Here is a 19824-nt window from a genome sequence, read left to right as displayed (position 1 = left end):
ACGACTCCGCGCTTTGGCGTCACGCCCGAAGCGCGGTACAGAGGCGGGGATGAAAGCCGTCCTCCCCGCCGCCGCCCGTCCGCTGCTCGAACCGCATCTGCCATCCGATCTCGACGTCGAATGGTTTGCAACGCCAAGCGAGGCGAATGCGGCGATCGCCGATGCGGACATCGCCTGGGTCGACATGCAGCCGACTCACCTGGTGGCGGACGCGATTCGCGCCGCCGGGCCGCAGCTGAAATGGGTGTCGACCATCTATGCGGGACTCGACGCCTTCCCCCTTGCATGGCTGCACGACCGGGGCGTGATCCTGACCAACGGTGCGGGCATCAACGCGGTCGCGGTCGCGGAATATGCGGTGATGGGGATACTCGTCGCCGCCAAGCGCCTCGACACCGTCCTCCGCGCGCAGGCCGATCATGTCTGGCTGAAGGACGCGCCGGGCAAGATCGAGCTTGCCGACACGCGCGCGCTGGTCATCGGCTATGGCACGATCGGCGCGATGATCGGCGATCGGCTCGCGGCCTTTGGCGTCGACGTGACCGGCGTGACCCGGACCGGGCGCGGCGCGACGCTCACGCCCGATGCCTGGCGCGCCCGTCTCGGGGAGTTCGACTGGGTGGTGCTTGCCGCGCCCTCGACCGATGCGACCAAGACGCTGATCGGCAGCGGCGAGCTTGCCGCGATGAAGGACAGCGCATGGCTGATCAACATCGCGCGCGGCGACATGATCGATGACGAGGCGTTGCTCGCAGCCTTGCGTTCGGGACAGATTGGCGGGGCGTTCCTTGATCCGACGCACCCCGAACCGTTGCCGGCCGATCACCCCTTATGGTCCGCGCCGAACACGATCCTGACGATGCATCTGTCGGGTCGCAGCCAGACCAGGATGTTCAAACGCGGAGCGGCGATGTTCCTCGACAATCTGCAGGCGTACCGCGCGGGGTCCGCGATGCGGAACGTCGCTGATCTTGCAGCGGGCTATTGAACGATAGCGTCAGTGGCAGGCACCGGCGGTCGCACGATCAGCTGCGCGCGGTGCCGTTGTTCGGGCTGTTATAGTCCTTGATCCCGCGACGACGGCGCTTGTCGCGACGGCGGCGCTTCATCATCATGATCAGCACGGGCACGCCGATCGCGACACCGACGCCAACGATCGAAAATGCAATGATAATTCGCAAGGGAAGATCCATCATCGCCCTGTGCCAAACCTGCCCGACATTGAGAAGCGCTTTCTCTACAATCTCGGGCAACCCCTGACCGTCCGGATCGCTGCGATCAGTCACATTGCATCCGGTACTCGTCCGCCTGCAAGCTTTACTTGATTGCGCCAAAAGCCGATTCGGCGCATGGCCGCGCCTCGAATTCACCAATCGGACGAACAATTATGGCCGCGAACTGGGCCCCCGACAGCTGGACCACGCACGAAGCCCGCCAGCTCCCCTCGTATCCCGACGCCGGCGCGCTCGACGCCGCGACCGCACAGCTTGCGACGTTTCCGCCGCTCGTCTTCGCAGGCGAGGCGCGCAACCTGACCGCGAGCCTCGCCGAGGTTGCGGCGGGCAAGGCGTTCCTGCTCCAGGGCGGCGACTGCGCCGAGAGCTTTGCCGAGCACAGCGCGAACAACATCCGCGATACCTTCCGCGTCATCCTGCAGATGGCGGTCGTGCTTACCTTCGCCTCGAAGCTGCCGGTCGTGAAGCTCGGCCGCATGGCGGGCCAGTTCGCCAAGCCGCGCTCGGCCAATACCGAGACGATCGGCGGCGTCGAGCTGCCCAGCTATCGCGGCGACAACGTCAACGACATCGCCTTCACGGCCGAGTCGCGGGCCCCCGATCCGCAGCGGATGATCCGTGCCTATTCGCAGTCGGCGGCGACGCTCAACCTGCTCCGCGCGTTCGCGCAGGGTGGGTATGCCAACCTGCATCAGGTGCATCGCTGGACGCACGACTTCATGGGCCGCAGCCCCTGGTCGAAGAAATATGCCGAGACCGCGGACCGGATCGGCGAGGCGCTCGAGTTCATGGCGGCCTGCGGGATCGATCCGGAAACCGTGCCGCAGCTTGCCCAGACCAATTTCTACACCAGCCATGAAGCGTTGCTGCTGCAATATGAGCAGGCACTCACGCGGCAGGATTCGCTGACCGGCGACTGGTACGACACGAGCGCGCATTTCCTGTGGATCGGCGACCGGACGCGATTCGAGGGGTCGAGCCATGTCGAATATCTGCGCGGCATCGGCAATCCGATCGGCATCAAATGCGGTCCGAGCCTCGAGCCGGACGCGCTGCTGCGGATGCTCGATACGCTCAATCCTGCGCGCGTCCCGGGCCGGATGACGCTGATCACGCGCTATGGCTATGATTCGATCGAGGCCGCGCTGCCCAAGCTCGTCCGTGCGGTGACCCGCGCGGGGCATCCCGTCGTCTGGTCGTGCGACCCGATGCACGGCAACGTCGTCAAGGCGGCCAATGGCTACAAGACCCGGCCGTTCGAGCGCATCCTTGCCGAGGTCCGCGGCTTCTTCGCGGTGCACCGCGCCGAGGGCACGCATGCCGGCGGCATCCATATCGAGATGACCGGGCAGAACGTCACCGAATGCACCGGCGGCGCGGTCGACGTCACCGAGCAGAGCCTGGCGGACCGGTATCACACGCATTGCGATCCGCGCCTGAACGCCAGCCAAAGCCTTGAGATGGCGTTTCTTCTGGCCGAAATGCTCAACGCCGAAATGGCCGAGCGCAAGAAGGTCGCTGCCTGACGACGACGATCGTCAAGGCGATCCGGCGGCAAAACGTGCACCTCGCGCGATTTTGCCGCCGCACCGCCTTGACGCCCGCGCCCCGCTTCCGTAGGAGCGCGGCTCGACTACACGGCCCCTTCGTCTAGCGGTTAGGACGACGCCCTCTCACGGCGTAAGCACGAGTTCGATTCTCGTAGGGGTCACCAAGTCTACCCATTCTGACATCACTGGGACGTAGTACACTGCGGCATTCGTGTGCGCGGCAATCGTGTCGCTACGTGTTTCCCGACGGTGCAGCGACGGGCGAGCGGGCGCTACCCGGGGCCGTCCTCATTTTCGAGGGCGTGCACCCCGTGGAAGGATGCCAGCATGGCCGATGCCGCCCGCAATACCGATTCGCCAGATACCCTCCCCGCCCCGGCCACCGACTGGAGCGCGGATCTGACGACCCGGACCGGATATGCCTTCCACGTCCGCCCGATCACGCCGGATGACGAGGCGGCGCTGGCCGACTTCTTCACGCATGTCGGCAAGGAGGACCTGCGCTTCCGCTTCCTCAGCGCGATCGACCATGTCGGGCACGAACAGCTGCTCGCGCTGCTGCGCGTCGATCACGAGCATAGCGAGCATTTCCTTGCCTGCGAGATCGGCAGCGGCCGGATCCTCGCGACCGCGATGCTGGTCGGCGATGACGACGGGCTGCGCGCGGAGGTCGCGGTCGCGATCCGCAGCGATTTCAAGCGGCGCGGGATCAGCTGGGTTCTGCTCGATCACGTCGCGATGTTCGCACGCGCCAAGGGCCTCCGCACGCTCGAATCGATCGAGAGCCGCGACAATCACCAGGCGATCGACATGGAGCGCGAGCGCGGCTGGACGGCCGCCCCCTGCCCTGGCGATCCCTCCGCGATGATCCTGCGACTGACGCTGGCATCGCCGCCCGCCTGACCCGTTCTGGTCACAGCGGCATGCGAGCGGCCGGCGGTGGCCGGTGCGGCGGTTCTGGTCTATCATCCAGGCCGGTTCCGTACCGGCGACCATGATCTTGGCCGCCGGCGTATCGGACCCGACCGCCGGACAAGGCCCAGAGCCCGATGAACCGCACGCGCCCAGCTCGACCAGCCGCCCCGCCCGCATGATCGCGCATCCGTCCGACATGGGCGACGCGGCTGCCGGACGTCCCGCCGTGCTGGCGGAGGAACTCGGCCTGCTGATCGATGCGGCAACGACCTATGCGATCTACATGCTCGATCCGCTGGGGCGGGTGACGATCTGGAACCGGGGCGCCGAGCGGATCAAGGGATGGACCGAGGCCGAGATCATCGGTCGCGATGCGGCGATCTTCTACCCGGCCGAAGACGTCGCGGCGGGCAAGCCGCGCGCCGATCTCGAGCGCGCGCATGCCGGTGGCCGGATCGAGGAGGAAAGCTGGCGGGTCCGCAAGGACGGATCGGAATTTCTCGCGAGCGTGACGATCACCGCGCTGCATGACGACGCGGGCGCGCTGCGCGGCTTTGGCAAGGTGATCCGCGACATCACCGACGAGAAGGCGGCGGAGGCCGCGATCCTGCGCCGCGAACATCATCTCCGCTCAATCCTGAACACCGTCCCCGATGCGATGATCGTGATGAACGAATACGGCGTCATCGTATCGTTCAGCGCCGCCGCCGCGCTCGTCTTCGGCTATGAGACGGACGAGGTGATCGGTCGCAACGTCGCGATGCTGATGCCGCCCGCGAATGCCGCTGCGCATGACCCGCATCTGCACACCTACCGGCGGACCGGGGCGCGGCACGTCATCGGCAATGTCCGGCTCGAACACGGGCTGCGCAAGAATGGCGAGGTCTTTCCGATCGAGCTCGCGGTCGGCGAGGCGTCGATCGCGGGCGAGCGGATCTTCACCGGCTTCATCCGCGACATCAGCCAGCGCCAGGCGACCGAGCGCCGGCTGAAGGAGCTGCAGGCCGAGCTGGTCCACGTCTCGCGGGTCAGCGCGATGGGCACGATGGCATCGACGCTCGCGCATGAGATCAACCAGCCGCTGACCGCGATCGCCAATTATCTGGAGGCGACGCGGGACATGATCGGCGACGCGCCGTCGCCGCTGCTGGCAGAGATCGCCGAGGCGCTCGAGCTCGCGGCGGCGCAGTCGCTGCGCGCCGGCACGATCGTCCGGCGGCTGCGCGCGTTCGTCGAGGGCGGCGACACCGCGCTTCGCGTCGAACCGCTCGCCGCGCTTGTCGAGGAGGCGATCAGCCTGGGACTGCTGGGCGCGCACGAGGCGGGGATCACGGTCACCACCGATATCCGCCAGGGCGCCGATCTGGTGCGGGTCGACCGCATCCAGATCCAGCAGGTCCTGGTCAACCTGATCCGCAATGCCATCCAGTCAATGGCCTGCGCGCCCGACAAGCGCCTGACGATCGCGACGCTGGCGGATCGCGACGGCTGGGTGCGGATCAGCGTGGCCGATACCGGTGCGGGCATCGATCCGGCGATCCGCGAACGCCTGTTCGACGCGTTCTCGACGACCAAGAGCGACGGCATGGGCCTTGGCCTTTCGATCTGTCGGACGATCGTCGAGGCGCATGGCGGCCGGATCTGGGTCGAACCGACATGCCCCGCCGGTACCGCCTTCCACTTCACGATACCGCTCGCCACACAGGATGTTGTCGATGGATGAGACCAGCCGAGTCGTGCACGTCGTCGACGACGATCCCGCGATCCGCCAGTCGGTCGGCTTCCTGCTGCGCAAGGCGGGCTATGCGGTCGAGACGCATGTGTCGGGCACGCATTTCCTCAAGCACGTCACGCGCGAGGCGCGTGGCTGTGTCCTGCTCGACGTGCGGATGCCCGATATCGATGGGCTCGAGGTGCAGGCGACGCTGGCGCAGCGCGGCATCACCCTGCCCGTGATCATGCTGACCGGGCACGGCGACGTCGCGCTTGCGGTGCGCGCGATCAAGGCGGGGGCGATCGAGTTCTTAGAAAAACCGTTCGAGCGCGCGACGTTGCTCGCGGCGATCGAGACCGCGCTCGCCAAGGCTGCACGGATCGGTCGCGACCAGCTTGCCGCGGCCGAGGCCCGCGTCCTGCTCGCAGCGCTGACCCCGCGCGAGCGCGACGTGCTGGACGGGATGGTCCTGGGCCGGCCGAACAAGCTGATCGCGTTCGATCTCGACATCGCGACGCGGACGGTCGAGGTCCACCGCGCCAATCTGATGGAAAAGCTGATGGCGCGCAGCCTCTCGGACGTGCTGCGCATCGCCTTTGCCGCGGGTCTGGGGGAACCTGCCGACCCGGCCTGAGCGCCCCCCCGTGTTTTACGTACAGACCGGGTCCGCGGGTCCTGTCATCGAAGGTCCGACAAGGATCGACGATGACTCCACCGGCCCCGCTTCTGCACACCAGCCCGGGCATCTCGCTGGTCGACGGCAATCCTGCGCGACGCCGTGCGCGGCAGATCCTGCTGCTCTCCGAACGCTACCGGGTACGGTCCTATGCAAGCTGTGCGGCCCTGGTGTCCGATCCGGCATCGCGCGACCATGCGTGCATCATCCTCGACCTCTCCGATCCCCGGCTGGCGGGGCAGGATGACGACGGGATGGCGGCGCTTGCCGCGATGCGAGGCCTGGGCTGGACTGGGCAGGCGATCCTGCTCGACGCGCGGGCGCCGTCGCCGGCCCTGCTCGCCGCGGCGGACCGTCAGGGTGACCGGATCCTCGACCGCGCGACGACTGACGGTGCGCTGCTCGCGGCGATCGCGGCCGCCATGCTGACGCTCGCCGGGTAAGGACGCCGCGCGGGCAGATGGGGTCAGCGTGAGGGTGGGCCGATCGCCGCCTGACTGAGCCGGGCGGCATGACGGGCGATCTCGTCATCCTCGCGCGAGGCGACGATCCGGATCTCCAAGCCCGGCAGCCATGCCATGCCGGTACCGATCGCCTGCTGGGTCGCGCGGTCATGTTCGCCGATCCCGCCGGTCAGCACGAGCAGGTCGATCCCCCCAAGCGTCGCAGCCATCGCCGCGATCTGCTTGCAGACCGATCGCTCGAACATCCGGATCGCGAGGTCGGCATCGGGGTTGTTCCCGGCTGCCGCGCGCAACACGCGCATGTCCCCCGACAATCCCGAGATCCCCGCCATTCCCGATTCGTGATCGATCAGCGTCGCCAATGCCCCGGCGTCGAGCCCGGTCTCGCGCAGCAGGTACAACAGAATGCCGGGGTCGATATCCCCCGTCCGCGTCGCCATCGTCACGCCGCCCGACGGCGTCAGCCCCATGCTGGTGTCGACCGATCGCCCGTCGCGCACCGCGGTGACGCTCGCCCCGTTGCCGAGATGCGCGATGACGAGGCGGGACGGCACGCCTTCGCCGAGCTGCGCCAGGATCGATTCGCACGACAGGCCGTGAAAGCCGTACCGCCGCACCCCGCTTGCGCGGTATCGGCGCGGGATCGGCAGGACCTGCGCGACATCGGGCAGATCGGCGTGAAAGGCGGTGTCGAAACAGGCGACCTGCGGCAGCCCGGGATAGCGCGCGCGTGCAGCCGCGATCAACGCAAGCGCCGCCGGACCGTGCAGCGGCGCGAACGCACAGGCCGCGACCAGATCCGCGGTCACGGCATCGTCGATCAGGCAATGCGCGGTACGATGCGGCCCGCCATGGACGATCCGGTGGCCGATCGCGGTCGGCACCAGGCTGTCCCGCAACGCGGCGTCGAGCGCGTCCGGGACCGAAACGTGACCGTCGGCGGTCTCGATCGTCCCGCCAATCAGCAGCGCAGGCTCCGGGTCGACGGCGTAGAGCCCGTATTTCACCGTCGACGACCCGCTGTTCAGCGCGAGAATCAGCGCGCCCATTGCCAGTCGCGCACCTCCGGCAGATCGTCGCCCTGTTCGGCGATGTAGAGCTTGTGCCGTTCCATCGTCGTCCAGTAGCGCGCGGTTTCGCGCGGGACGCGGTCGCGGAACCGCGGGATCCGCTCGATCGCGTCGAGTGCCAGCCGGTACCGGTCGAGATCGTTCAGTACCACCATGTCGAACGGCGTCGTCGTCGTGCCCATTTCCTTGTAGCCGCGGACATGGATGTTGGCATGGTTCGCGCGGCGGTAGGTCAGCTTGTGGATCATCGCCGGATAGCCGTGGAACGCGAAGATCACCGGTGTGTCGCGCGTGAACAGCGCATCGAACTCGCGCTCGTCGAGGCCGTGCGTATGTTCGGATCGCGGCTGCAGCACCATGAGGTCGACGACATTGACCACCCGGATCCGGATGTCGGGGACATAGGCCCGCAGCAGCGTGACCGCCGCCAGCGTCTCGAGCGTCGGGACGTCGCCCGCACACGCCATCACCACATCGGGCTCGGCATCGTCGCCCGCCCAGTCCCAGATGCCGGCGCCCGCGGTGCAGTGCCGCACCGCCGCGTCGATCCCCAGCCATTGCCATTCGGGCTGCTTGCCCGCGACGATCACGTTCACATAGCCGCGGCTGCGCAGGCAATGGTCGCCGACCGACAACAGGCAATTGGCATCGGCGGGCAGATAGATCCGCGTGACCTCCGCGGTCTTGTTGGCGACGTGATCGATGAACCCCGGATCCTGATGCGACAGGCCATTGTGATCCTGTCGCCAGACATGCGACGTCAGCAGATAGTTGAGCGACGCGATCGGCCGCCGCCACGGAATGCCGCGCGTCACCTTCAGCCATTTGGCATGCTGATTGACCATCGAATCGACGATGTGGACGAACGCCTCGTAACAGGAAAACAGTCCGTGGCGCCCGGTGAGCAGATAGCCCTCGAGCCAACCCTGGCACAGATGCTCGCTCAGCACCTCCATCACGCGGCCGTCCGGGGTCAGATGCTCGTCGACCGGCTCGACCTCGGCCATCCAGACCTTGCCCGACACGTCATAGACATCGGCGAGACGGTTCGACGCGGTCTCGTCGGGGCCGAACAGGCGGAAGTTCACGTTCGGCATGTTGAGCGTCATCACGTCGCGCAGATAGCGACCGAACACCCGCGTCGCCTCGGCCATGACCGTGCCCGGCGCGTCGACCGGTACGGCATGCGCGCGGAAGTCGGGCAGCGACAGCGGCACCATCGTCTCGCCGCCGTTGGCATGCGGGTTCGACCCCATCCGCCGATGCCCGGTCGGGGCGAGCGAGGCGTAGATGTCGAGGAACTTGCCCGTCGCATCGAACAGCTCCTCGGGGCGGTAGCTGCGCATCCACTCTTCGAGCAGACGCAGATGCTCGGGGTCCTTGAAGTCGGCGATCGGCACCTGATGCGCGCGCCACGTGCCTTCGACCGGCTTGCCGTCGACGGTCTTCGGGCCGGTCCACCCCTTGGGCGTGCGGAACACGATCATCGGCCAGCGCGGGCGTTCGGGCGTCGCGCCGGGGATGCGTGCCTCGGCCTGGATCGCCTGGATCCTCGCCAGCGCGGTGTCGAGCGCGGCGGCGAGCTGCTGGTGGACGAGCGCGGGGTCGCTGCCGCCGACATAGAGCGGCTCATGCCCATAGCCGCGCAGCAGCGCGTCGAGCTCGTCCTCGTCGATCCGCGCGAGGATCGTGGGGTTGGCGATCTTGAACCCGTTGAGATGCAGGATCGGCAGGACCGCGCCGTCGCGCGCGGGGTTGAGAAACTTGTTCGAATGCCAGCTCGCCGCCAGCGCCCCCGTCTCCGCCTCGCCGTCGCCGATCACGCAGGCGACCAGCAGGTCCGGATTGTCGAACGCCGCGCCATAGGCATGCGCCAGCGAATAGCCGAGCTCGCCCCCCTCGTGGATCGATCCCGGCGTCTCGGGCGCGACATGGCTGGGGATTCCGCCCGGCCAGGAGAATTGCCGGAACAGCCGGTGCATACCCGACCGGCTGCGCTCGATCGCGGGATAGCGCTCGGTGTAGGAGCCCTCGAGATAGGTGTGGGCCACCAGCCCCGGACCGCCATGCCCCGGCCCGATGATGTTGATCATGTCGAGGTCGTGCGCGACGATCAGCCGGTTGAGATGGACGTAGAGGAAGTTGAGGCCCGGCGTCGTGCCCCAGTGGCCGAGCAGCCGCGGCTTGACGTCGGCGATCGTCAGCGGACGTTCGAGCAGCGCGTTGTCGCGCAGATAGATCTGGCCGACCGAGAGATAATTGGCCGCGCGCCAATAGGCGTCCATCCGCCGCAGCTCATCGGGCGACAACGGATCGGCGGGCGCCACGACATGCGGCGGTGCCTTGTGGGCCAAACCGGTCAAGAGTGCGGCGCCCATGGACGAGCGGCGGGGATCGCGGGCGGTATGGGGCGCATGTCGATAATCCTTTGATGGAGGCGCATCAGCCGGCGAGCCGGCTGGTCAGCGAAGGGTCGCGCAGCAGCGCCTCGTCGCCGAACGCCAGTTGTGCGCAGGTGCGGTTTGCCTGCGCGGTGACGGCGTTCAGATGCTGGCCGGCGACCTGCGGATCGAGGTGTCTGGTGATATTGGCGAATCGGCGCTGTTCCTGCGACCGCATGCCGAAGGCGTGGACCAGATACTGGTCGACCATGGTCGTCAGCCCCGTTCCAAGCCCCTGATCGTCGAGCCAGACCCGGCTGCCCGCCGCGGTCGTGAAGGTCAGCAGCCGCTTGCCGCCGAGCAGCAGGCTGCGCGCACGCTGCTGGACCGCGACAGGCTCGATCCCTGCGCCGAACACGCGCTCGATATAGCCCTTCATCATCGCCGGCGGGGATCCGAACCAGAGCGGGTAGACGAGGACGAACACGTCGCAGCCCGCGATCGCCGCGCGTTCGTCCTGCACGTCCTGCGCGAGAACCGCCGCATCCCGCGTCGGCAATTCCGCCGGTTTGAGCACCGGATCGAAGCCCAGCGCATAGAGGTCGCGCAGCACGACGTGCTGGCCGTTCGCGCGCACCGCCTCGCAATAGCGGTGCGCGATCGCGTGGTTGAAGCTCACAGGGTCCGGATGGCACAGGATCACGGCATGCCGAGGCTGGGCCGCAACGGGCTCGTCATCCATCATCGCGCCGACTCCATCCTGCCGACCCTCATCCGATCGCACGCCGCGCCGGAGACGGTCAGGGAGTGGAGGATTACGGCATAGAGCCGCGGGTTCTCAGCCTCGGAAACTACGCACTAGGCAGCGCGCTGTATGCCTGCGCGTCCCCGTTGTCCCGGAGGCAGCCAAGTCGAAATGCCGCCCGAGCACGGACACGACGCGATCAAGACCTTGCTGGCCTCAACGGCTTTGATGGTAGTGAATAGCGGCCTACCACCTGGGCGTGCCATGATCATGCGGTGCATGATGGTCGGGAAGAGAGGATTCGAACCTCCGGCCCCTGCCTCCCGAAGACAGTGCTCTACCAGGCTGAGCTACTCCCCGACGGAGTCCGATCGTTACGCCCTTGGGGGACCGACCGGTGACTGGAGGGGCGCCTATACCCAGCACTTCGCGGCTGTGCAAGCGGCCGCGGCAAGAAGTTTTCGGGAGATGTCGAAAAGCACGGGGGCATTGCGTGATGCGGCGGGACGGTTGCGTCGCGACGTCGATGCAGTGCGGATATTATGGGAAGCGATCGCTGGCGGCATCGAGCCGCGGCAGGTTGTGGACGATGGTGCACCCAGAGCGATTCGAACGCCCGACCCTCAGATTCGTAGTCTGATGCTCTATCCAGCTGAGCTATGGGTGCATCGCCATGCCGTTTACAGCCGGCCCGTGTCTGGCCGTCTGGCCCCGCCGCGAGGCAGGAAATCCTGGTGCACCCAGAGCGATTCGAACGCCCGACCCTCAGATTCGTAGTCTGATGCTCTATCCAGCTGAGCTATGGGTGCACTGGAGGGGCGCTGATAGCAGGCATTTTTCGCGGCGCAAGGGTGTTGCGCGATAAAGTTGTGTACGCCGCGCCGGCGGCATAGAGCGACGGGCATGAAACAGCCTTCCCGCCCCGCGCTGATCGCCCTTCTTCTCGTGCCCGCCCTGGCGGTCGGCGCCTGCAGCAAGGATACCGCCAGCTATCCCTCGCTCGGGATCCGCCCGACCGAGTCGATCGGCTTCGGCGAACCCGCGGGCAAGCCGGTGGTGGTCCAGCCCGATCCGACGCTCGACACCGATATTGCAGCGTTCCGGACGCAGCTCGACCGGATCAAGGCGGGCTTTGCGAAGGATGCGGCGGACACCCAGGCCGCCGCCCGTGCCGCACGCGGCGGTGCGGTCGGTAGCGAGCCGTGGCTGACGGCCCAGACCGCGCTGGCGGGTCTCGACGACTGGCGCGCGCAGACGTCGCTGCTGGTCACCGATATCGAGCGTCGCGCGACCGATCGCGCGGCGACGCTCGCGCCGGCCTATCCCGCGCTCGATGCGGTGCGCGACGCGGCGCAGGCCGAAGCCGAGAAGCAGGGAACGACCATCACGCAGATCCAGGCGAGCCTCCCCGCCGCCTGACGCCGCCCCCCTCAGCCTACCAGAGCCCCTTGAGCAGCGGCAGGATTGTCGAATAATCGTCGGTCCAGGCGGCCATGCCGTCGCGTGCGACGATCGGCTCCCAGCCTGAATTGCGTTGCCGGAGCAGCGCGATCGCCCGCGGGTCGCGCGACAGCGCGATCCAATCCGATGGCGAGGGGTGATCGGCGTCGAGCGGCGAAGGACGGTAGAGCAGGTGGACGGCGTGCCACCCCGCCTCGCGCGCGGCGGCCGCGACCACGGGTTCGAGGTCGATATAGCGGTTCGAGATATGGACGAGCAGCAGCCCGTTTCGCGATATCACGCGGCCATAGGTCGCAAACGCCTCGCGCGTCATCAGGTGCATCGGCACCGTATCCGACGAGAAGGCATCGAGCGCGAGCAGGTCGAGACTCGCGGTCCGCTCGCCCGCCAGCGCGATCCGCGCGTCGCCGATCCGGATCACCGGATCGGGCAGGCAGCGCGACAGATAGCTGAACTGGCCGGTATCGCGCGCGATCCGCACGACCGCCGGATCGATCTCGTAGAAACGCCACTGCTCGCCCGGACGCGCGTAGCAGGACAAGGTGCCCGTCCCCAGCCCGACGACACCGACCCGCGCCGCCGGGCCATAGAGCGGGCCGAGCGCCAGCATCGCCTGCCCCACGCCCGATCCGGCGACATAATAGGTGGTCGGCGTCCGCTCGCGCGCGGGCGAACCGCGCAGCTGGATGCCGTGGACGGTGGTGCCGTGATCGAGCTCGCGGACCCCCTCGCCGTCGCGGACGGTGTAGACGCCGAAATAGCTGCGCTCGCGCGCACCCCGCTCGGCGCTGAGTTCCAGCGCACGATAGCCCCCGAACATCACCAGCGTGCTGGCGAGCACGACGACATAGGGCAGCCGTGCGCCAAGCGTGGCGAGGCCGATCGCGGCGACGATCAGGAAGGCCGCACCCTGATGCTGGTCGCCCAATATGCCGTCGGGGTTGCTGATCCTGAGCCCGGCCGCCACCGCCATGACAAGGATGATGGCCGCGAGCCCGAGATGGCGCCGTACCGCCGGCCCCGACCAGACCGCGCGAAACGTCGCCATCAGGTACATCTGCGGCACGAGCACGCCGGCTGCCAGGATCAGCAGCGGATATTCATAGGTCCAGTCGAAGATCACGGGTGCCAGCAACGCCGCGAACACCCCGCCCAGCACGCCGCCGACCGACATTGCGAGATAGAAGCCCGTCAGCTGGTCGGGGGCCGGACGCCGGCGATACATGGCGGTGTGGAGCGCGACCGACACCATGAACAGCAGGGTCAGCGCGATCGTCGCGCTGAACACAGGCTTGTCGTTGAACCCGCCCATGATCACCCCGCCGAACAGCAGGATCGTCACCGGCGCGATCCGGGTCAGCAGATCGGCGAGCGTGCGGTCCTGCGCGAAGGCGATGGTGAAGCTGAGCAGATAGAGCCCGAGCGGCAGCACCCAGAGCAGCGGCATCGCGACGATGTCGGTGGTGATATAGGTCGAGGTGGCGAGCATCAGCCCCGACGGCACCAGCGCGAGCGCGATCCAGTGGAGGATCCGCGCCGCGCCCGGCGCCGGGCTGGTCGCGGCGATATGCTCGGCCGACGCGGTGCGCGGCAGCCGCGTCGCGCAGAGCGCCACAAGCAGGACGAGCACCGCGTACCCTGCGGTCCACAACAGGCTCTGGCCGTGGATCGCCAGCAACGGCTCGACGACCAGCGGATAGGCGATCAGCCCCGCGAAGCTGCCGAGATTGGACGCGGCATAGAGCGCATAGGGATCCGCGCCGCCGCTCGACGCGCTGAACCAGCGCTGGATCAGCGGCGCCTGTGCCGAGACCGCGAAGAACAGCGGCCCGATCGACAGGCCGAGCAGCCAGGGCACCCACACCGCAGGCTGCGCATCGGCGGGCAGATCGAGCGCGAACAGCCCGATCGGCAGCCACAAAGCCGCGACCGCGAGCACGCCGAGATGGATGACCGCCTGCGCGCGCGGCTTCACCCGTCCGAGCCAGTGCGCATAGGCATAGCCGCCGAGCAGCAGCGCCTGATAGACGAGCATCGCCGAGTTCCACACGGCAGGCGCGCCGCCGAGCCGCGGCAACGCCATGCGCGCGACCATCGGCTGGACGAGGAACAGCAGGAACGACCCTGCCAGGATCGTCGCGACGAACAGGACGCGGCACCACCGCGCCATCGGGGAAGGATCAGACATTGGTGGGGCGATGGATCCGATAGAGGACGTGCCGGCGCAGCGGGTCGGTGGCGGCGAGATCGGGATGGTCGAAATCGCCGTCCTCGACATGGGTCATACCCAGCCGCTCCATCAGCGCGCGGCTGCGCATGTTGGCGGGGACCGTGATGGCGACGATATGCCCGACGGGCAGATGGGCCCAGCCCCAGGCGAGGCTCGCCGCCGCGGCTTCGGACGCATAGCCCTGCCCCCAGGCATGACGCGCGAGACGCCAGCCGATCTCGATCGCGCCGTCGATCGGCGGCTTGCCCGGTACCAGACCGCAAAAGCCGAGAAATGCGGCATCCGCCCTGCGTTCGATCGCCCAGAAGCAATGTCCCGACGTGCGCTGCCGCTCGACCATCCGGCCGACCGCCGCCTGCGTCTCGGCGAGCGTCGCCGGCGGCCCGAGAAAGCGCATCACATCGGGGTCACGCCCCATCGCCGCGAAGGGCTCGACGTCCGCGTCCCGCCACGCTCGCAGGATGAGACGCTCGGTCTCGAGCCTGAACTCATCCATTCAGGAGCCGGGCCGCGTGTGCCGCATGATAGGTCAGCACGCCCGAACAGCCGGCGCGCTTGAACGCCATCAGCGTCTCGAGCACCAGCGCGTCGCGGTCGCCCGCGCCCGCTGCGGCCGACGCCTCGATCATCGCATATTCGCCCGACACCTGATAGGCGAAGACCGGCACCTCGAACGCCTGACGGACGCGGACGATGATGTCGAGATAGGGCAGGCCCGGCTTGACCATCACCGTATCGGCGCCCTCGGCGAGATCCATCGCGACCTCGCGCAGCGCCTCCTCGGCATTGGCGTTGTCCATCTGGTACGTCTTCTTGTCGCCCTTCAGCAGCCCGCGGCTGCCGACCGCATCGCGGAACGGGCCGTAAAAGGCGCTCGCATATTTGGCGGCATAGGACATGATCTGGACGTTGTGATGCGACTCCGCCTCGAGCGCGGTGCGGATCATGCCGATCCGACCGTCCATCATGTCGCTGGGCGCGATAATATCCGCGCCCGCCGCCGCCTGGTTCAGCGCCTGCGCGACGAGCATCTCCGCGGTGGTGTCGTTGACGACATAGCCCGCCGCGTCGACCAGCCCGTCATGGCCGTGGCTGGTATAGGGGTCGAGCGCGACGTCGGTCAGCACGCCGACCTCGGGCACCGCATCCTTGAGCGCACGGATGGCCTGGCACATCAGATTGTCGGGGTTGAGCGCCTCGCGGCCATCCTCGGTGCGACGCTCGGGCTGGGTGTAGGGAAACAGCGCGATGCACGGGATGCCGAGGTCGCGCGCCTCGCGACCGCGCGCGACGATCTGGTCGACCGACCAGCGCGAAACGCCGGGCAGGCTGGCGATCGGTTGCTCGACGCCCTCCCCCTCGACGACGAACAGCGGCCAGATCAGATCGGCCGGCGTGAGGACGGTCTCGGCATGGAGCCGGCGGCTCCAGTCGGACGAGCGGGTGCGGCGCAGGCGCAGCGCGGGATAGCTTGCGGACATGGCGCGGCTTTTGCGGGATGGACGCCGCGCAGGCAAGCGTTACGGTCGGCGCGAACGAAACCGATCGCTGCCGATTCGGCCTCGGGGACGCATTTCCCTTTCGCGCGTTGGGCCTCGCATGACCGCCATCACCACAGACACGACCCAGGCGCCCGATACCGGACCGGCGCGCGACCGGCCGATCCGCTCCGCCGCGCTCGTGGTGAACGCGAAATCGCGCAAGGGACAGGCGCTGTTCAAGCGCGCCTGCGCGGCGATGTCGGGGCTTCCCTATGAGGTCGACGCGCATGCGGTCGAGAACCCCGAGGATCTGGAACCCACCGTCCGGCGCGCGCTCGCCGCCAAGCCCGATCTGCTGATCCTGGGCGGCGGTGACGGCACGATCAGCGGGCTCGTCGACCTGATGGTCGGGCACGACGTCATCCTCGGCGTGCTCCCGCTCGGCACCGCGAACAGCTTCGCGCGGACGCTGGGCATTCCGCTGACGATCGAGGGCGCGGTCGAGGTCATCCGGACGGGTGCGCCGCGGCGGATCGATCTCGGCATGATCGACGGCGATTATTTCGCCAATTGCGCGGCGATGGGGATCAGTCCGAAGATCGCCGAGACGGTGCCGCACGGCCTCAAGAAGGTGCTGGGCCGGGTCGGCTATCTCGGCTGGGCGGCGTATCAGTTCATGCGCTTCCGCCCGTTCACGCTGATCGTCGGCGAGGGCCCGGACGCGGTGCGGATGCGCGTCGTCGAGGTGCGGATCTCGAACGGTCCCTATCATGGCGGGACCGAGCTGGTCGACGCGGCGGCGGTCGATTCGGGCGAGATCGTCGTGCAGGCGGTGATGGGCAAGATGAAGCGGCGGCTGGTGCAGAACTGGGTCGCCAGCGTGTTTCGCCACGAATCGCGCCACGAGGAGGTCCGCGACTTCCGCGGCAAGAGCATGCGCGTCGACACGATCCCCAAGCTGCCGATCTCGATCGATGGCGAGGTGCTCGCCAAGACGCCGGTGACCGCCAGGATCGCCGCCGGGATCATCCAGGTCATGGCCCCGGTGACGCCGCCCCAAACCTAGGGTGGCGCTCAGCCGACCGGCATGGACCGGCTGGCGGGCTCGCAATCCGCCTTGGCTGCCTCGCCTGCGTCGTGTGCGGCGGGCTCGGTAACGATCCGGCCCTTGCGCCAGCCGCCATGCAGGTAATAGCCGATCGTCAGCAGCATCGAGGCGAGCGACCCTGCGGGAAAGCTCCACCAGATTGCATCCGCGCCGATCATCGGCTCGAGCGCATAGGCGAGCCCGAACCGTACCGGCCCCATCGCGACCGCTAGGATCAGCAAGGGGCCGACCACCGCGCCGTTCGCGCGTACCGTCGCCGACAGCACCATCGACACGCCGAACAGGATGAAGCTCCACCCCGCGATGAGGTTGATCCGCGTCGCGATGCCGATCGCGCCTGTATCCTGCCCGAGGAACAGCCACAGCACGTGCCGGTCGAGCAGCGTCAGCAGCGCCACGAGCCCGCCGGTCAGCGCGAGATTCATCATCAGCCCCGCGCGCGTGATCCGGTCGACCCGGTCCCAGCGCCCCGCACCGATATTTTGCGCCGCCATCGCGCTGACCGCCGCACCGACCGCCATCGCGGGCATCTGCACATAGGTCCAGAGCTGGTTGGCGGCGCCATAGGCGGCGGTCGTGGTGGTGCCGTGCCGGTTGACCAGCCCGATCATCGCCAGCGCCGAGGTCGAGACGACGAGCATCTGCAATCCCATCGGGACGCCCTTCACGACGATGGTCTTCAGCAGCGCACGATCGGGCAGGATATAGCGCAGCTCGGCGCCACGCAGCCGGATCGGCAGGTCCTTCGCATAGATATAGGCGAGCAGCGCGACGAACGAGACCGTATTGGCAATCAGCGTCGCGAGCGCGGATCCCTCGATCCCGAGCGCGGGGATCGGCCCCCAGCCGCGGATCAGCAGCGGGTTGAGCGCGACGTCGACGACCGAACCGAGCGCCATGAACTTCAGCGGGGTCAGCGAATCGCCGGTGCCGCGCAGCGCCATCGTCAGCAGCACGGTCAGGAACCCCGCGGGCATCGCGACGAAGATCACGCGCAGATAGGCGAGCGCGAGCGGATAGACCTCGGCAGGCGTCGCCAGCAGGCGCAGGATCGCCGGTGCGACCAGCCAGCCGATCGCCACCGTCAGCACCGAGATGATCGTGAACAGCCCGAACGACGTGCCGAGCACGCGGCGCACCGCATCGATGTCGCGGCGGCCCATGTTCTGGCCGATCAGGATCGTCGACGCCATGCCGAAGCCGAACACCGCGGCGACCAGCAGGAACATGATGATGTTCGCGTTGGTCGTCGCCGCCAGCGCGCGCTCGCCGAGAAACTGGCCGATCCACACCGCGTTGATCGAACCGTTGAGCGATTGCAGGACCGACGATCCGAGCGTCGGCAGCGCGAACGCCAGCAACGTCTTGCCGATCGGCCCCGTGGTCAGGTCGCGCTGGCCGGTCCTTGGTGCAGCCGTGTCCGTCGCATCAGGCATCGCAGTCGGGTCCCCTCCCCTTTGCAGGCGAGGTCAGGACCATCCCCGACCCCGCATGCTCGCAGCACGCGTACGCACACCCCGGCCCCGTCCCGCACAGCGGACGGGGTCAGGTCAGCCCAGCCGTCCCAGTGCCGCCTGCAGCCGCGCGGCTTCGGCGGCCTTGTCGGCATGGTCCGCCTTGGCCTTCTCGACCGCTTCGGGCTTGGCGCGCTCGACGAAGCTCGCATTGCCGAGCCTCCCTGCGAGCGCGTCGCGCTCCTTCTCCGCCGCCGCGATCGCCTTGGTCAGGCGGGTGCGCTCGGCGTCGAGATCGATGACGCCCTCGAGCGGCAGGACGAAGGTCGCCTCGTCGACCACGACCTGCGCCGCGCCGCCGGTGGCTTCGCCCTCGGCATGCGTGACGCGCGCGAGGCGTGCGAGCGCGGGCGCCTGGCGTTCGAGCCGTGCGAGCGTCGCCGCACTCGCATCACGAACGTGCAGCGGCAGACGCGCGCCCGGCGGCACGTTCAGCTCGTTGCGCGCGGTGCGGATCTCGCCGACGAGCCGGATCAGCCAGTCGACCTCCCTGCTCGCCTCGGGATCGAGCGAGCGCGCATCCGCCATCGGCCACTGCGCGACGATCAGGTCGTGCTCACGCGCGCCCATCGCGTGCCACAGCTCCTCGGTGATGAACGGCATGAACGGGTGGAGCAGCACCAGGATCTGGTCGAGCACCCAGCCCGCGACCGCCTTGGATTCCTCGTCGATCTGGCCGCGGACGTCATCGACCATCTGCGGCTTGATGAGTTCGAGATACCAGTCGCAGAAGCGGCTCCACGCGAACTGGTAGATCGCGTTGGCGGCGCCGTCGAAGCGGTAGTCGGCGAGCGCGAGGTCGACCTGCTGCACGGTCGCGATCGTCTCGGCGATGATCCACTTGTTGACCGCGAGCTCCGCGCGCGGCGCCTCCAGCGTCGTGCTGGCGACGATGCCGTTGGCCTGTGCAAAGCGCGCCGCGTTCCACAGCTTGGTCGCAAAGTTGCGATAGCCCTCGACGCGCTTCTCATCCATCTTGATGTCGCGGCCCTGGCTTTCCATCGCCGCCATGAAGAAGCGCAGCGCATCGGCGCCATACTGGTCGATCAGCCCGAGCGGGTTGACGACATTGCCCTTCGACTTGGACATCTTCGCACCGTCCGCCGCACGGACGAGACCGTGCAGGTAGAGCGTGCGGAACGGCACGTCCTTCATGAAGTGCAGCCCCTGCATCATCATCCGCGCGTTCCAGAAGAACAGGATGTCGAAGCCGGAGATGAGCACGTCGTTGGGATAGCGGCCGCCGAGTTGCGATCCAGAGGCAAGCCCCTCCCCTTCAG

At 67.9% G+C, this 19824-nt stretch carries 17 protein-coding genes and 4 tRNA genes; 9 read left to right on the top strand and 12 right to left on the bottom strand.

Going from position 1 to position 19824, the window contains the following annotated elements:
• Positions 1–49 precede the first annotated feature (49 nt).
• A complete protein-coding gene (locus sphst_RS19885) occupies positions 50–988 on the top strand; it encodes a D-2-hydroxyacid dehydrogenase (RefSeq protein ID WP_056406309.1) in 939 nt (312 codons plus the stop codon).
• A 37-nt stretch (positions 989–1025) separates the two neighbouring features.
• Here the strand turns inward: sphst_RS19885 and sphst_RS21000 are convergent, their stop codons facing one another.
• Complete coding sequence (locus sphst_RS21000; RefSeq protein ID WP_162235368.1) at positions 1026–1181, bottom strand: hypothetical protein; 156 nt, start codon at positions 1179–1181, stop codon at positions 1026–1028.
• Between the two features lie 206 nt (positions 1182–1387).
• On the opposite strand from sphst_RS21000, the gene sphst_RS19880 reads away from it, so the two are divergent.
• The 6 genes from sphst_RS19880 (at position 1388) to sphst_RS19855 (ending at position 6533) form a co-directional block, all read left to right on the top strand.
• Entirely contained in the window at positions 1388–2761 is a 1374-nt protein-coding gene (locus tag sphst_RS19880) for a class II 3-deoxy-7-phosphoheptulonate synthase (protein WP_031394637.1), read from the top strand.
• Positions 2762–2874: 113 nt separating this feature from the next.
• Positions 2875–2949: transfer RNA gene (locus sphst_RS19875), tRNA-Glu, on the top strand.
• A 163-nt stretch (positions 2950–3112) separates the two neighbouring features.
• Positions 3113–3688, top strand: coding sequence for a GNAT family N-acetyltransferase (locus tag sphst_RS19870; protein WP_081877612.1), 576 nt, complete (start codon positions 3113–3115; stop codon positions 3686–3688).
• A gap of 91 nt (positions 3689–3779) precedes the next feature.
• Entirely contained in the window at positions 3780–5423 is a 1644-nt protein-coding gene (locus sphst_RS19865; protein ID WP_234387772.1) for a PAS domain-containing sensor histidine kinase, read from the top strand.
• On the top strand, positions 5416–6048 hold the full coding sequence (locus sphst_RS19860) for a response regulator transcription factor (RefSeq protein WP_031393599.1): 633 nt from the start codon (positions 5416–5418) through the stop codon (positions 6046–6048). The genes sphst_RS19865 and sphst_RS19860 overlap by 8 nt, the downstream gene beginning before the upstream one ends.
• Positions 6049–6119: 71 nt before the next feature.
• Positions 6120–6533, top strand: coding sequence for a hypothetical protein (locus sphst_RS19855; protein WP_051916301.1), 414 nt, complete (start codon positions 6120–6122; stop codon positions 6531–6533).
• 23 nt (positions 6534–6556) lie between these two features.
• On the opposite strand, the gene sphst_RS19850 is transcribed toward sphst_RS19855, so the two are convergent.
• The 6 genes from sphst_RS19850 to sphst_RS19825 form a co-directional block, all read right to left on the bottom strand.
• The gene (locus tag sphst_RS19850; RefSeq protein WP_031393601.1) at positions 6557–7603 is read right to left on the bottom strand and encodes an acetate/propionate family kinase; all 1047 of its coding nucleotides are present in this window, start codon (positions 7601–7603) and stop codon (positions 6557–6559) included.
• On the bottom strand, positions 7591–9987 hold the full coding sequence (locus tag sphst_RS19845) for a phosphoketolase family protein (protein ID WP_267895139.1): 2397 nt from the start codon (positions 9985–9987) through the stop codon (positions 7591–7593). The genes sphst_RS19850 and sphst_RS19845 overlap by 13 nt, the downstream gene beginning before the upstream one ends.
• Before the next feature lie 79 nt (positions 9988–10066).
• Positions 10067–10750: an NAD(P)H-dependent oxidoreductase gene (locus sphst_RS19840; RefSeq protein ID WP_051916303.1), complete on the bottom strand. Its 684-nt coding sequence runs from the start codon at positions 10748–10750 to the stop codon at positions 10067–10069.
• 283 nt (positions 10751–11033) lie between these two features.
• Positions 11034–11110, bottom strand: a tRNA-Pro gene (locus sphst_RS19835).
• 230 nt (positions 11111–11340) lie between these two features.
• A tRNA-Arg gene (locus tag sphst_RS19830) sits at positions 11341–11417 on the bottom strand.
• Positions 11418–11482: 65 nt separating this feature from the next.
• Positions 11483–11559: transfer RNA gene (locus tag sphst_RS19825), tRNA-Arg, on the bottom strand.
• Between the two features lie 94 nt (positions 11560–11653).
• On the opposite strand from sphst_RS19825, the gene sphst_RS19820 reads away from it, so the two are divergent.
• Positions 11654–12169, top strand: a complete 516-nt coding sequence (locus sphst_RS19820; protein WP_107046047.1) for a hypothetical protein — start codon at positions 11654–11656, stop codon at positions 12167–12169.
• Positions 12170–12185: 16 nt separating this feature from the next.
• On the opposite strand, the gene sphst_RS19815 is transcribed toward sphst_RS19820, so the two are convergent.
• Genes sphst_RS19815 through hemB form a run of 3 tightly spaced genes read right to left on the bottom strand, consistent with a single transcriptional unit; the run spans position 12186 to position 15922 of the window.
• On the bottom strand, positions 12186–14399 hold the full coding sequence (locus sphst_RS19815) for a hypothetical protein (protein WP_234387771.1): 2214 nt from the start codon (positions 14397–14399) through the stop codon (positions 12186–12188).
• Positions 14392–14937, bottom strand: coding sequence for a GNAT family N-acetyltransferase (locus sphst_RS19810; protein ID WP_031396016.1), 546 nt, complete (start codon positions 14935–14937; stop codon positions 14392–14394). Before sphst_RS19810 ends, sphst_RS19815 begins: the two co-directional genes overlap by 8 nt.
• Complete coding sequence (gene hemB / locus sphst_RS19805) at positions 14930–15922, bottom strand: porphobilinogen synthase (RefSeq protein ID WP_031396015.1); 993 nt, start codon at positions 15920–15922, stop codon at positions 14930–14932. Before hemB ends, sphst_RS19810 begins: the two co-directional genes overlap by 8 nt.
• A gap of 118 nt (positions 15923–16040) precedes the next feature.
• On the opposite strand from hemB, the gene sphst_RS19800 reads away from it, so the two are divergent.
• The gene (locus sphst_RS19800; RefSeq protein WP_081877763.1) at positions 16041–16988 is read left to right on the top strand and encodes a diacylglycerol/lipid kinase family protein; all 948 of its coding nucleotides are present in this window, start codon (positions 16041–16043) and stop codon (positions 16986–16988) included.
• Between the two features lie 8 nt (positions 16989–16996).
• On the opposite strand, the gene sphst_RS19795 is transcribed toward sphst_RS19800, so the two are convergent.
• Both sphst_RS19795 and sphst_RS19790 read right to left on the bottom strand, forming a co-directional pair.
• Positions 16997–18466: an MATE family efflux transporter gene (locus sphst_RS19795; RefSeq protein WP_031396013.1), complete on the bottom strand. Its 1470-nt coding sequence runs from the start codon at positions 18464–18466 to the stop codon at positions 16997–16999.
• 114 nt (positions 18467–18580) lie between these two features.
• The coding region (locus sphst_RS19790) for a class I tRNA ligase family protein (RefSeq protein ID WP_234387770.1) at positions 18581–19824 on the bottom strand (1244 nt) is incomplete at its 5' end.

The organism is Sphingomonas sp. STIS6.2 (genome assembly GCF_000732685.2).
Taxonomy (GTDB): Bacteria; Pseudomonadota; Alphaproteobacteria; order Sphingomonadales; family Sphingomonadaceae; genus Sphingomonas; species Sphingomonas aerolata.
The sequence above is the reverse complement of the archived record's forward strand: the minus strand, read 5'-3'. Positions and strand labels throughout refer to the sequence as shown.

Bases quoted from the DNA above. Each gene is read 5' to 3' on its own strand.
- sphst_RS19850 (WP_031393601.1), bottom strand. From the start codon at position 7,603: ATGGGCGCGCTGATTCTCGCGCTGAACAGCGGGTCGTCGACGGTGAAA.
- sphst_RS19885 (WP_056406309.1), top strand. From the start codon at position 50: ATGAAAGCCGTCCTCCCCGCCGCCGCCCGTCCGCTGCTCGAACCGCAT.
- hemB (WP_031396015.1), bottom strand. From the start codon at position 15,922: ATGTCCGCAAGCTATCCCGCGCTGCGCCTGCGCCGCACCCGCTCGTCC.
- sphst_RS19865 (WP_234387772.1), top strand. From the start codon at position 3,780: ATGATCTTGGCCGCCGGCGTATCGGACCCGACCGCCGGACAAGGCCCA.
- sphst_RS19810 (WP_031396016.1), bottom strand. From the start codon at position 14,937: ATGGATGAGTTCAGGCTCGAGACCGAGCGTCTCATCCTGCGAGCGTGG.
- sphst_RS19820 (WP_107046047.1), top strand. From the start codon at position 11,654: ATGAAACAGCCTTCCCGCCCCGCGCTGATCGCCCTTCTTCTCGTGCCC.
- sphst_RS19855 (WP_051916301.1), top strand. From the start codon at position 6,120: ATGACTCCACCGGCCCCGCTTCTGCACACCAGCCCGGGCATCTCGCTG.
- sphst_RS19870 (WP_081877612.1), top strand. From the start codon at position 3,113: ATGGCCGATGCCGCCCGCAATACCGATTCGCCAGATACCCTCCCCGCC.
- sphst_RS19880 (WP_031394637.1), top strand. From the start codon at position 1,388: ATGGCCGCGAACTGGGCCCCCGACAGCTGGACCACGCACGAAGCCCGC.
- sphst_RS19840 (WP_051916303.1), bottom strand. From the start codon at position 10,750: ATGATGGATGACGAGCCCGTTGCGGCCCAGCCTCGGCATGCCGTGATC.
- sphst_RS19800 (WP_081877763.1), top strand. From the start codon at position 16,041: ATGACCGCCATCACCACAGACACGACCCAGGCGCCCGATACCGGACCG.
- sphst_RS19795 (WP_031396013.1), bottom strand. From the start codon at position 18,466: ATGCCTGATGCGACGGACACGGCTGCACCAAGGACCGGCCAGCGCGAC.
- sphst_RS19815 (WP_234387771.1), bottom strand. From the start codon at position 14,399: ATGTCTGATCCTTCCCCGATGGCGCGGTGGTGCCGCGTCCTGTTCGTC.
- sphst_RS19860 (WP_031393599.1), top strand. From the start codon at position 5,416: ATGGATGAGACCAGCCGAGTCGTGCACGTCGTCGACGACGATCCCGCG.